Here is a 12,026-nt window from a genome sequence, read left to right as displayed (position 1 = left end):
ATCAAGAAGATGAAGAAGATTATTTCGGGTGAAAATATAACCAAACAATACGGCACCGGCGAGGAGCAGCGCAAGGTGCTGGACGAAGTATCCGTCGATATTCACGAAGGTGAATTCGTCTCGGTGATGGGACCTTCAGGCTCAGGGAAATCCACGCTGCTGTTTGCACTGAGCGGAATGGATCGGATCGACTGGGGACTGGTTACTTTTGAGGGCAGAGATCTGGGGATACTTGAAGAGGATGAGCTTGCGGATCTCCGCAGAACGGAAATGGGCTTCGTGTTCCAGCAGCCGACGCTGATGAAGAATCTGAACATCCTGGATAATATCATTCTGCCGTCGATGCGCGGCAACCGGCGAAAGGTTGCGGCGATTACGGATAAGGCGCAGCAGCTTATGCAGAAGGTAGGCATCGCGGAGCTGGCGAAGCGTGATATCACGGAGGCTTCGGGGGGACAGCTGCAGCGGGCCGGCATCTGCCGCGCGCTGATGGGCAGTCCGCGCATTATTTTCGGAGATGAGCCGACCGGTGCGCTGAATCTGAAGGCTGCCGAGGAGATCATGGCCCTGCTGTCCGGAATCAATGAGGAAGGGACGGCCATCATGCTGGTCACCCATGATGCCACTGTGGCGGCCAGGACGCAGCGGATTATGTTCATGTGCGACGGCAGGATTGTCGATGAGATACGCCTGCCGAAATACAGCGGAGGGACGCTTGAGCCCCGCATGAACTTAATCACGGCAAAAATGCGGGAGAATGGGATTTAATATTGAAATGAACCATTAGCCCGGGCTGTTCGTATTATAGTTATTTGCTAACACCAAGGAAGAGGTGAGAGGAAATGCTGACGATTAGACATTTTACGAAGAGCTATAAGGGCGGCAAAAAAGCAGTAGATGATCTGAGTCTGGTAGTTGAACGGGGCGACATCTATGGCTTCATCGGCCATAACGGCGCTGGCAAGACCACGACTATCCGCGCTGTGGTGGGCGTGCTTGATTTTGAACAAGGGGAGATTGAAATTGACGGCATCTCAATTAAAAAAGATCCGTTAGCCTGCAAGGCGAAGCTTGCCTACATCCCGGATAACCCGGACTTGTACGATCACCTGACGGGGATTCAGTACCTGAATTTCATCGGCGATCTCTTCAGTGTATCGGGGGCCAACCGGGAGCGGCTGATTGGGCAGTACGGCGATGCCTTCCAGCTTACAGCGAGTCTGGGTGATCTGATCTCCTCGTATTCCCACGGCATGAAGCAGAAGCTGGCCATTATCTCTGCCCTGATCCATGAGCCGAAGCTGTTAGTGCTGGATGAGCCTTTTGTGGGGCTTGATCCGAAGGCTGCGCATACGCTGAAGACGATCATGGCAGATGTGTGCAGCAGAGGCAGTGCGATTTTCTTCTCCACGCATGTGCTGGATACCGCTGAGAAGCTCTGCAATAAGATTGCGATAATCAAAGGCGGACGGCTGATTGCCCATGGTAAGACCGAAGAGGTCAGGGGCGAGAACAGCCTGGAGGATGTATTCATGGAGCTGATCGATCATGATTAATGTCTGGAGATTAACGAAGCTGCAGCTGTTGTCCTCCTTCGGCCTCAATAAAGCGCTGCATACGAAAGATCCTGCGGAGAGACGGAAGGCGCTGTTGCTCAGCATTGCGATGATAGCCGGGATACTCATGATCGGAGCCGTGTCATTCGGCTACAGCTTCATGATGGCGCAGTCGTTCGAGCAGCTTGGACGGATGGACTTATTGCTGGCAGTGATGATGGCGGTCACTTCGCTGGTCGGCTTCTTCACTACGGTCTATAAGGCAAGCGGGGTATTATTCAGTTATAAAGACTACGATATGATCATGTCGCTTCCGGTGAAGACCAGCCATGTGGTGGCGAGCCGGGTGCTTCAGCTCTATGTGATGAACCTGTTCTTCACACTGCTGGTCATGCTTCCGGCGGGGGCGGTGTATGCGATACATGTGAAGCCGGGCGTGCTGTTCTATCTGTTTTTCCTATTGACGCTCTTCTTCATTACTCTGTTGCCGATTATAGCGGCTACGCTTGTGGGCACCCTCATTAGCTGGGTCTCTTCCCGGTTCCGGGCGAGCAAAATCCTGAATATGATCCTCACGTTCGCCTTCATCATTATACTGATGTTGGGCTCGTTCACGCTCAATCAAGGCCAGCAGGCGATTGCAGATGTTGGAGCCGCCTTGGGTGATATGATCTTCATGGTGTATCCTCCGGCTTCCCTGTACGTTGATGCGGTCTGCTCGTACCGGGTAAGTGCCTTGCTCTTCTTCATCGCGGTGTCTGTGCTGGTCTTTATGCTGTTCTCAATCCTGCTGGCGACCCGGTATAAGGCGATTCATACAGGGCTTATGACCAGCCGCGCAAGCCGCGGATATACGATGAAGCCGCTACAGGCTAATTCAGCCTTCAAGGCCTTGTATCTGAAGGAGCTTCGGCGTTATTTCAGCTCAGTCAATTATGTGTTGAACACAGGGATCGGCATGGTGCTGCTCCTGATGATGTCCATTTCCTTATTATTCGTTAGCTCAGAGCAGCTGGGAACCATTCTTGACATCCCGCAGCTGTCGGACTCCCTAAGTACGCTGAGTCCGCTGGTGATCTCTCTGTTTGTTGTTCTGAGCTGCACCACGGCCTGCTCCATTTCGCTGGAAGGAAATCATCTGTGGATCTTGACCAGCTCGCCCGTGCCCAAACCGGCGATTGTATTCAGCAAGGTGGCGGTGAATCTCACCATTACGTTACCCATTACAGCTGTAAGCTGGGGGCTGCTGGCCTATACTCTTCATGCCGGATGGATGGAAAGTATATTAATGCTGGCCGTTCCGGTAATCTATGCCTGCTATTCTGCCCTGCTGGGTGTTATGGTGAACCTGAAGCTGCCCAAGCTGGACTGGACTAGTGAAGTTGCGGCCATCAAGCAGAGTGCGTCGGTGCTGGTAACGATGGTTATCGGCGTTCTCACGCTGGCTGTTCCCGCCGTACTGTTCATGCTTCTTCCTGGGGTGGGCGGAAATCTCATCCTGCTGGGATACTGCATTCTAATGGCAGCGGTCTGCGCCGGCATGTACAGATATATCCAGATCAACGGGGAACGGTTATTTCAGAAGCTGTAGCAGCCGGTTTATCTGTGCGGATAATCATGGGTATTAGTGTCACCAGAGCGGCAAAGAACAGAAATATCGCCCAGTAAGGGCTGTTCAGCGACAGCACCCGGCTCGACAGTGCAGGTCCTGCCGCCATGCCCGCGAAGTTAATCAGATTGAACAGCCCGAAGCCTGCGGCACTCGCTGGTGCAGGAACGGTCAGGGGAACGCTATGGTTCAGTCCGATCTGTACAGCGCAATTCCCGATGTAGATACACACCAGAGCGACTACTAAGAGGGCCAGAGAGGTGTTAGCTCCTTGAGCCATGAGAACAAAGCCGGCAATGGCTATAAGGCTAAAGACGCTGATCAACCGCTTAGGGGTCCATATCTGCAGCAGACGTCCAGCCAGCAGGTTCGTGCCCACATTGAACAGTGCGGTGGCGAATAGAATCAAGCCGATTGTAACAGGAGATATCCTGTAGGTATGTGTAAGCAGCAATGGAAACAGATAGAGGACTGCCACGATAGAGGCGCTGTTCAGAGAGGTTGCCGCAAGCAGCTTTTGAAAAGGCTTCAGCTTCAGCATATGTATATCTGCAAAAGGGTTCATCCGGTCTTTACTGGCATAAGCCTTCATGAGTACAATCATTATTAGGGTGATGATGAACAGCCAGAGATTCAGGGAAATAGCGAGCAAGAATGAGACGATGATCAGCGTCACCATCACTGCACCTGCCTTATCGAATTGCTGCCGGTCATGGTCTTCTCTGAGGTAAGCTCTAGGCATGAAGGCATAGATCCCGAAGAATCCCAGGGCAATAAGGAACATGAACAGGAAGAGGAAATGCCACCCGAAGAAGGTGGTAATAGCGCCGCCGAGCAAAAAGCCGGCTCCCGAGCCGAGGGTCATCATCGAACTGATTAGGGTTAGACCAAGCTTCCTGTGAGCCGGCTGCAGATAGTGGCTGACGGTTATCATGGACAAGGGAACGAAGCAAGATCCGCCACTGGCTTGAATCACGCGTGCTGCAATGAGCAGGAGGTAGTGCCCGCTGAGGTATCCAAGAATGGAGCCTCCGACAAATAGGCTAATTCCTGTCAGGAGCAGCGTTCTGATCTGATAGTGCTCGGATAATTTGCTGTACGTTAAAGCTCCGATGGAGATGATGCAGGTATAGCAGGTAATGATCAGGCTGGCCTTCGTGGTCGTGAGATGCAGATCGGCTATGATGCTTGGCAGGGCCACGTTAAATAAAATAGCATTAGAGACGCCCATCAGCACGAGAAAACATAAGGTTGCCAGTAAGGCAGCCTCTTTGTTAATCATTTGCATCCGTGATTCTCCTTCGTATTTGTTATTGTTTAATAGTCATAAAACTATATGACTATTAAGGCAAAAAAAAGCTACTGCCCTAGAGAGTAGCTAAGAACCCGGGTAAATAGGCCTCAAAGGTGTCCAGGTTCAAACTGATATGCTTATGTACACCTTCCTTCCTTATATTCACCAGCCCGGATTCAGACAACAGCTTAAGATGATACGAGCTGTTGGATTTGCTGATTCCGAGGCTCTGCCCGACCTCCCCGCAGATAGGGGGCCGCTCTATATTCTTCAGAAAGCGGATAATCTCGATCCGCTTCTCATCCGACAACGTCTGAAATATGCGGACACGCTGCGTGTCCGTTAATGGTTGTAAAGTCATGTGACTATGATACTCTGGGGTATTCCGGTTGTCAACGGCGATGGTGTATCCGCTTTATCATTGCATAGATGTATAATTATGTATTACAGTGTTTTTACAACACCATTCCAAATAAGTTAGGAGATGAACCCGTGCAGTCCCTACTTGAGCAGCTTGAAGATTATACGAATAAATACCTGAAGCTATGGGATTTTTATGGCGTGATTCAAGTGATCCGGAAGGGCGAGATGCTCTTCGAGCGGGCCTGCGGGTATGCAAGCATGGAGTTTGGAATTAAAAATACGCTGGCGTCACGCTTCTCCCTCGCCTCCATGTCGAAGCAGTTTACGGCCTTCGCTGTTATGATGCTGCATGACAAGGGGCTGCTGGATGTTGACCAGCCTGCATACCTGTATCTCCCGGCAGAGCTTGCCATTGATGAGTCTATCACTGTTCATCATCTGCTGTCTCATACCTCGGGTCTATATAACTTTTATAATTTTGAGAACGATTTCTTCGGCGGAGATTACCGGCTGGACTATTCCCGGACAAGGTTCTTCCGGCAATACATTAACAAGAAGCCAACCAAGCCGGCAGGAGCAGAGTACGATTATAATAACTCCAACTACAATCTGCTGGCCTGGATCATCGAGCATGTCTCGGGGGAGAGGTACGGGGAGTTTCTGCATCATCATATTTTCCTGCCTCTAGATATGAGCAGCAGCACGGTGGATGACGGCTGCGCCGTGATTGAGAACAGATCCAGCAACTATATCAAAGACTTCGCGGAAACCGTCAAATGCCCTTATTATAACGAGAAGTTCAGTATCGGTGCTACTGCGGTTGTTTCGGACTGCGGGGATTTGTACAAATGGTATGTCTGTCTGCGTGACCGGAAGCTCCTGTCGCCTGCTGCCTATGAACGATTCTTCCAAGAGAACGAGAACAACTACTGCTACGGCCTGGAGCATCACCTTCTATACGGGCAAGACAGGTATTCCCATGGGGGTGATCAGCTGGGGATTTGTACGTATATGCAGCATTTTTACGCTGAAGATCTGTGCATCATCATTCTCTCGAACAATGAGGGCATCAATCAGTACAGACTGGGCCATGCGCTCGCGGATATACTGCATCAGGTGGAGGTAGAGGTGGAGGCTCCGGCCCGGCATCCTGAGCTTCAGCTCAGTGAGGAATGTTTAAGGGCGTATTGCGGAACCTATCTCGCAGACAAAATTCAGCTTGAGCTGATCGGCGGGAAGCTATATTTCACCAGATTCACCGGCAGTGTCCATATTGAGCTCTACCCGGTAGGCGAGGGAGAATTTGTTCAGCGCCATTATGACCAGCTCCACCCTTATAAGATCATTGAGAATACGCAGGGGGAGAAGGTTTTTTTCGGATATGCACGCTTTGCTCCTTGAAGTTGCCGCTGCGTCAAGTGATAGGATATAGTTGAAAGTTACAACACACAAGAAAAGAAGGGAAGTAAATGAACATTGAGTTCAGTAAAATCAGCCAGTTTGAACGGGGAACATTGCTTGAACTATTGAAGGATGCTTATTCCTTCGACCGCAGGTATGAGCAGAACTGTCTGGAGGATTGGCAGGAGTTCGACAACTTTTTCTTTGACAATCTGCAACTTGCGGATCAATATGGGTTCATGACTGCGCTGGACGGGAAGGCGATTGGCTTCGTATCCTGGGACCCGAGGCAGATGCCCCGATACGCTGAAATCGGCCATAACTGTATTGCGACTGCCCACAAAGGCAAAGGCTACAGTACCATGCAGCTTCAAGAAGCGGTCGACCGAATCCTGCGGAATAAAGTCGGGCAGATTCGGGTGACCACTAATGATGATCTGATCCCCGCGCAGCGGATGTATGAGCGCGTTGGTTTTGTTTTGCAGCAGAAACGGCACATGGGTCCTGACTCCGTACTTAAGGGTGAACATTGGGATTACGTGTATAGGCCATGAAATTGGGGGGGACTATGAAAAAGTCAGAGGTTACATTAAGTAAAGCTACGTTGGAGGATGCGGCGGATATTCATGCTATGCAGCTTCAGGCCTTTATGCCGCTCTTGGAGAAATATCAGGATTATGAGACAAATCCGGCTAATGAAACGTTGGAGAGGCTCGTAGAACGGATGAATCAGAAATTTGTGGATTACTATATCATCCGAAACGCCGGGAATGCTGTAGGCAGTATCAGAGTCAAGAAAATAGAAGAGCATCATTACTGGCTCGGTCAATTATGTGTAGTTCCGCAATCCCAAGGCCAAGGCATCGCCCAGCAGGCATTCGCCCGGATTGAAGAGATCTATTCGGATGCGAAAACGTGGGGGCTGGCGACCGTCGTGCAGGAGGAGCGAAACTGCTACTTGTATGAAAAGCTGGGCTACAGAAGGACGGGTGAGACCCAACAGATCAACGACAGGCTGACCTTGTGCTTTTATGAGAAAAAGCTTGTTAAGTAAAGTTAATGCTGATAGCTAAGAAATACTGCATAAATTGCAACTCTGGTTGATTAATACCTAAGTATTCGGGAGAAATGTTGTATAAAAAGCAGGAATAGTTCCGTCCAGCTGTCTGGTGGATGCGGAAAGCTGCCTTTTGTGCAACATTTTTTGATTACGGGCCGTAGAGTGAGCAGAATGTTGCAATATGTGCAGGATTGTCACAGTTTCTCTAGTAAAATGTGTTCAAAAACTATTAGTTCAGCGGCCTCTTCTTAGGAAGGGGCTATTTATTGTACTCAAGTACTTGACAACTGTAACTATAGAAAGTAAAGTGAGAATATAAATTATCTTAACTTAAAGATAATGTTTAACCAAATATCTTAAAGTAAAGATATTATTCAATTTTATTAACTTAGGAGGCCATTCAAATGAACAAACAAACCATGGGTATTCATCATATCACCGCTATTGTCGGGCATCCGCAGGAGAATATGGACTTTTATGCAGGGGTACTGGGGCTGCGGCTGGTGAAGCAAACGGTCAATTTCGACGATCCGGGAACGTATCACTTCTACTTCGGCAATGATGGCGGGAAGCCGGGAACCATTATTACTTTCTTCCCTTGGGCGGATGCGTATCAGGGTAAGATCGGCGGGGGCCAGGTTGGCGTTACTTCGTATGTGATTCCGGTCGGGGCGATGGCGTTCTGGAGAGAGCGGCTCACGGCATTCAAGGTGGCTTACACAGAGATGGAGCGGTTCGGAGAGCAGTACCTGGAATTCGATGATCCGCACGGCCTGCATCTGGAGCTGGTGGAACGGGAGGCGGGTGAGCGTAATGAATGGACCTTCGGCGGAGTAACCCCCGAGGTGGCGATCAAGGGCTTCGGCGGCGCAACACTGCTGTCCACGCATCCTGAACAAACGGCTGAGCTGCTGAACAAGGTGATGGGACTTACATTCGTGGGGCAGGAAGGCGATGTCGCCCGCTACCGCTCGGCTGCGGATCTGGGCAATGTGATTGAGCTGAAGGTGACGGCTGTACCGCGTGGTGAAATGGGGGTTGGCACTGTCCACCATATTGCCTGGAGAGCGAAGGATGACCAGGATCAGCTTGAATGGCAGGATTATGTACATGATAATGGATATGGGGTAACGCCGGTGCAGGACCGGAATTATTTCAACGCCATTTACTTCAGAGAGCATGGGGAGATTCTGTTCGAGATCGCTACCGATCCTCCGGGCTTCGCTCATGATGAAACGCCGGAGACGATGGGGACCAGCCTGATGCTGCCGGAACAATACGAGCCGCACAGAGCACAGATTGAACAAGTTCTGCTGCCGGTTACTGTAAGAGAGCTTGACTAATCTGCTTTGACATTAAAAAGGAGGCACGAGCATGATCACTATTGATCCGCAGCAGGGCACCGAACGGGATAATTATAAGCTTCTGGTCGGGACGATTATTCCGCGTCCGATTGCTTTTGTAACCACCTTGTCGGAGGATGGGGTCTTGAACGGTGCGCCGTTCAGCTACTTCAATATTGTATCCTCCAACCCGCCGATGATCTCTATCTCTATTCAGCATGCCGGGGGTCAGTCCAAGGATACTGCACGCAACATCAAGCACATGAAGGAGTTTGTGGTTCATATTGTGGATGAGCAGAATGTCAGACAAGTGAATATGACTGCTGCACCGTTGCCGCCTGACCAGAGTGAGGTCGCCTTAGCAGGTATGACGCCTGTGGATAGCCAGCGAATTAAGGTCCCCGGCGTCCAGGAAGCGAAGGTGCGGATGGAATGTGTGTTGGAGCATTGCCTGGAGCTGCCGAATAATGACCTAGTGATTGGCAGGATCGTGCAGTTTCATCTGGACGAAGCGATTTACGAACAGGGAAGAATTAATCCGGTGGCCTTAGGGGCGGTAAGCCGGTTGGCCGGGAATAATTATGCGGGGATTGGGGAGATTTTTGAGATCGAGAGACCGGTGTAACGGCTGTGCTGGTGAGCAGACGGTTAGCCGTTTCAGCGGGGAATACAAGGACAGGTTATCACCTAAACAACAAAACCCTGGCGCTTACGCCAGGGTTAATTATGATTCAGGAAGTATTGCATACAAAGAAATAATATGCTAATGTTAGAAGACTGTTGACTATTTTCAAAAATCAGATCGGAGGTAACGCATCTTATTTATATCTTAATTATAGCAAAGGAACATCCGGTTTGTCAACCCGCCTGTTTGGGACTATGTCAAGAAAGAGGAGTGATCAGGTGATGGAGAAGGTAAGCAGCTGGGAGCAGGAGCAGGAGTGGCTGGAGCAGGTCAAAGAGAAGCTGAAATCGGGGATCGCAAGCCTGGAGCCGGAGGTTGGCCAGCTGAAGGAGCAGGCCACAGACATCCGCCGGAGATTCTGGGAAGAGGTTACGGTCAATACGAGTACGGAGGAGGATTTCGAAGAGAGCTTCTTCACCATTACCCAGCAGGACGCAGTCCTGTCAGAACGGGAACGCAGTCATGCGCGGAAGCTGCGGCAATGGAAGAATATGCAGCGGCTGCTGCCGTCGCCTTATTTTGGGAGGATTGATTTTCACGAGGAGGGTCAGAAGGCTGTGGAACAGGTCTATATCGGAGTGTCCTCCTTCATCGAAGAGGATGGTCTGAGCTTCGTGGTCTATGACTGGCGGACCCCCATTGCGAGCCTGTACTACGACTATCCGCCAGGAAAAGCAGCCTTCGACACACCCGGAGGACGGATTAGCGGAACGATGGAACTGAAGCGGCAGTACCAGATCCGTGACGGTCAGCTCCAGCATTTGTTCGATTCGAGCGTTACGATCGGAGATGAGCTGCTCCAGCAGGTGCTTGGCAAAGGCGCAGATTCACAAATGAAGAGCATTGTAGCCACGATTCAGGCGGAGCAGAACGCGATTATCCGTAACGATACCAGCCGGATGCTTATTGTGCAGGGAGCGGCGGGCAGCGGCAAAACCTCGGCAGCGCTCCAGCGCGTAGCCTACCTGCTGTACAAACATCGCGAGCGGCTGACGGCGGATCAGATTGTGTTATTTTCCCCTAACCCGATGTTCAACAGCTATGTATCTACCGTTCTTCCGGAGCTGGGTGAAGAGAATATGCAGCAGACGACCTTTCAGGAATATCTGGAAACGTGGCTGGGTCAGGATTACCGGATTGAAGATTCGTTCGATCAGATGGAATACGTGCTTACCGCTCAGCAGGAAGAGGGGTATGAAGCCCGTCTCAAGGGAGTCGGATATAAGGCGTCGGAAGCCTTCCTCCGGGCACTTCAGGGTTATGCACAGTGGCTGAAGCTGGAGGGGATGCTGTTCAAGGACATTTGCTTCCGGGACCGCGTGTTAATCTCGGGGGAGCTAATCAAGAGCAAGCTATACAGCTTTGATCCTTCGATTCGTCTGCCTAATCGGATTACGCTGGTGCAGAAATGGCTGCTCGAAGAGCTGACCAGACTGCAAAAGCTGGAGCAGGGAGCCTCCTGGGTAGAGGAAGAGATGAATTACCTCGACAATGACCAATACGCTGAAGTATACCGGATGCTGCACAGGGAACGGGGCGTGTTTGATTTTGCCGAGAAATACCTCCGCCTTCAGGAATTGCTGGTCCACAAGCGCGAGCAGGATGAGAGTGACTTTGATTTCGCCGAACGGGAGGAAGAGCTGCTGGCCCAGATGATCGTGAAGGAGCAGTTCAAACCGCTGAGACGGGGGATCAGGAAGTTCACCTTTATCGACATGGCCGGGCTCTACCGTCAATTGTTCAGTGATGAAACGGCCTACAGGGAAATGACAGGGGAAGCAGAGGTGCCGGAGCTGTGGCTGGAGATCTGTGCGCAGACCCGGAAGATGCTGGATAGCGGGACACTCTGGTATGAAGATGCGACCCCGTATTTGTATTTAAAAGAGCTAATCGAAGGTGTGCGGACGAACACGCAGGTGCGGCATATTTTTGTGGATGAAGGCCAGGATTATTCCATGTTCCAGTATGAGTTCCTCAAAAAGCTGTTTCCGCGCGCCCGCATGACGGTGCTGGGAGACTTCGGCCAGGCGATCTTCACGCAGGCGACGAATCTGTATGGAAGCAGCTCACCGCTGCTAAAGCTCTATGGAGAAGAAGAGACTAGCCAGTTCCTGCTGGTCCGCAGCTACCGCTCGACCTTTGAGATTGTGGAGTTTACGAAGCGGCTGCTGCCCGGCGGCGAGGCGATTGTGGCTTTTGAACGGAGGGGCCGGAAGCCGGTATTAGCTAAGCTGGACAATCGTGAGTTGAAGGCAGAGCGCATCGTGAAAGATCTCGCGGAGCTTCAGGCTGAAGGCTATAGCTCCATCGCTGTGATTACGAAGACGGCCGCAGAGAGCAGAGAAGCTTATGAGTGCCTGACTGTCCAAGGTGGCGCCCCGGAGCTGAGGCTGATTACGAAGAATACGCCAACTTTTGAAAAAGGAATACAGGTGATCCCCGCTTATCTTGCCAAAGGCGTGGAGTTCGATGCCGTACTGATCTACGACGCCTCCCCGCAGACGTATCACAGGGAGAGCGAGCGGAAGCTTTTTTATACGGCATGTACCCGGGCTATGCACCGGCTGCAGTTGTATACTGCAGGGGAGTGGACGCCGTTTGTGGGTGGGGTAGAACAGGGGTTGTATGAGCAGACAGTAGCTACGCTATAGTTCTAAGAAGGCCTCTCCAATTTAATGGAGGGGTCTTTGCTTGGAAGTTGGATTAGCAGATCAA

The 12,026-nt window shown here is 51.1% G+C and carries 11 protein-coding genes; 9 read left to right on the top strand and 2 right to left on the bottom strand.

The features are described 5' to 3' along the window. The first annotated feature begins 9 nt into the window (after nucleotides 1-9). The 3 genes from C173_RS25035 to C173_RS25025 all read left to right on the top strand — a co-directional run bounded on the left by C173_RS25035 (nucleotide 10) and on the right by C173_RS25025 (nucleotide 3,147). Nucleotides 10-768, top strand: coding sequence for an ABC transporter ATP-binding protein (locus C173_RS25035; protein ID WP_036729860.1), 759 nt, complete (start codon nucleotides 10-12; stop codon nucleotides 766-768). Nucleotides 769-842: 74 nt separating this feature from the next. Continuing rightward, nucleotides 843-1,556: an ABC transporter ATP-binding protein gene (locus C173_RS25030; protein ID WP_036729857.1), complete on the top strand. Its 714-nt coding sequence runs from the start codon at nucleotides 843-845 to the stop codon at nucleotides 1,554-1,556. Continuing rightward, on the top strand, nucleotides 1,549-3,147 hold the full coding sequence (locus C173_RS25025; protein ID WP_036729854.1) for a hypothetical protein: 1,599 nt from the start codon (nucleotides 1,549-1,551) through the stop codon (nucleotides 3,145-3,147). Before C173_RS25030 ends, C173_RS25025 begins: the two co-directional genes overlap by 8 nt. Here the strand turns inward: C173_RS25025 and C173_RS25020 are convergent. Continuing rightward, a complete protein-coding gene (locus C173_RS25020; RefSeq protein WP_036729851.1) occupies nucleotides 3,116-4,453 on the bottom strand; it encodes an MFS transporter in 1,338 nt (445 codons plus the stop codon). The two genes, C173_RS25025 and C173_RS25020, sit on opposite strands and share 32 nt — an antisense overlap. A 79-nt stretch (nucleotides 4,454-4,532) precedes the next feature. After that, nucleotides 4,533-4,820 (bottom strand): ArsR/SmtB family transcription factor, encoded by a 288-nt coding sequence (locus tag C173_RS25015; protein ID WP_036729848.1) that lies wholly within the window; start codon nucleotides 4,818-4,820, stop codon nucleotides 4,533-4,535. A 131-nt stretch (nucleotides 4,821-4,951) separates the two neighbouring features. On the opposite strand from C173_RS25015, the gene C173_RS25010 reads away from it, so the two are divergent. The 6 genes from C173_RS25010 to helD all read left to right on the top strand — a co-directional run bounded on the left by C173_RS25010 (nucleotide 4,952) and on the right by helD (nucleotide 11,962). After that, nucleotides 4,952-6,223: a serine hydrolase domain-containing protein gene (locus tag C173_RS25010; protein ID WP_036729846.1), complete on the top strand. Its 1,272-nt coding sequence runs from the start codon at nucleotides 4,952-4,954 to the stop codon at nucleotides 6,221-6,223. Nucleotides 6,224-6,291: 68 nt separating this feature from the next. Further along, on the top strand, nucleotides 6,292-6,777 hold the full coding sequence (locus C173_RS25005; protein WP_036729843.1) for a GNAT family N-acetyltransferase: 486 nt from the start codon (nucleotides 6,292-6,294) through the stop codon (nucleotides 6,775-6,777). Nucleotides 6,778-6,791: 14 nt separating this feature from the next. Continuing rightward, a complete protein-coding gene (locus C173_RS25000; protein ID WP_036729839.1) occupies nucleotides 6,792-7,277 on the top strand; it encodes a GNAT family N-acetyltransferase in 486 nt (161 codons plus the stop codon). A 410-nt stretch (nucleotides 7,278-7,687) separates the two neighbouring features. After that, complete coding sequence (locus tag C173_RS24995) at nucleotides 7,688-8,626, top strand: ring-cleaving dioxygenase (RefSeq protein WP_036729836.1); 939 nt, start codon at nucleotides 7,688-7,690, stop codon at nucleotides 8,624-8,626. A gap of 31 nt (nucleotides 8,627-8,657) precedes the next feature. After that, on the top strand, nucleotides 8,658-9,251 hold the full coding sequence (locus C173_RS24990) for a flavin reductase family protein (protein ID WP_036729833.1): 594 nt from the start codon (nucleotides 8,658-8,660) through the stop codon (nucleotides 9,249-9,251). A gap of 281 nt (nucleotides 9,252-9,532) precedes the next feature. Then, the gene (gene helD / locus C173_RS24985) at nucleotides 9,533-11,962 is read left to right on the top strand and encodes an RNA polymerase recycling motor HelD (protein WP_036729830.1); all 2,430 of its coding nucleotides are present in this window, start codon (nucleotides 9,533-9,535) and stop codon (nucleotides 11,960-11,962) included. The last annotated feature ends 64 nt before the right edge of the window (nucleotides 11,963-12,026 follow it).

This window comes from Paenibacillus sp. FSL R7-277, assembly GCF_000517965.1.
Classification (GTDB): domain Bacteria; phylum Bacillota; class Bacilli; order Paenibacillales; family Paenibacillaceae; genus Paenibacillus_AQ; species Paenibacillus_AQ silagei.
Note: the sequence above shows the minus strand (reverse complement) of the source record. Positions and strands in the feature narration are given on the sequence as shown.

Excerpts from the sequence above, each read along its gene's own strand:
- C173_RS25005 (WP_036729843.1), top strand. The coding sequence starts at position 6,292 with ATGAACATTGAGTTCAGTAAAATCAGCCAGTTTGAACGGGGAACATTG.
- C173_RS24990 (WP_036729833.1), top strand. The coding sequence starts at position 8,658 with ATGATCACTATTGATCCGCAGCAGGGCACCGAACGGGATAATTATAAG.
- C173_RS24995 (WP_036729836.1), top strand. The coding sequence starts at position 7,688 with ATGAACAAACAAACCATGGGTATTCATCATATCACCGCTATTGTCGGG.
- C173_RS25030 (WP_036729857.1), top strand. The coding sequence starts at position 843 with ATGCTGACGATTAGACATTTTACGAAGAGCTATAAGGGCGGCAAAAAA.
- C173_RS25025 (WP_036729854.1), top strand. The coding sequence starts at position 1,549 with ATGATTAATGTCTGGAGATTAACGAAGCTGCAGCTGTTGTCCTCCTTC.
- C173_RS25000 (WP_036729839.1), top strand. The coding sequence starts at position 6,792 with ATGAAAAAGTCAGAGGTTACATTAAGTAAAGCTACGTTGGAGGATGCG.
- C173_RS25035 (WP_036729860.1), top strand. The coding sequence starts at position 10 with ATGAAGAAGATTATTTCGGGTGAAAATATAACCAAACAATACGGCACC.
- C173_RS25020 (WP_036729851.1), bottom strand. The coding sequence starts at position 4,453 with ATGCAAATGATTAACAAAGAGGCTGCCTTACTGGCAACCTTATGTTTT.
- C173_RS25015 (WP_036729848.1), bottom strand. The coding sequence starts at position 4,820 with ATGACTTTACAACCATTAACGGACACGCAGCGTGTCCGCATATTTCAG.
- helD (WP_036729830.1), top strand. The coding sequence starts at position 9,533 with ATGGAGAAGGTAAGCAGCTGGGAGCAGGAGCAGGAGTGGCTGGAGCAG.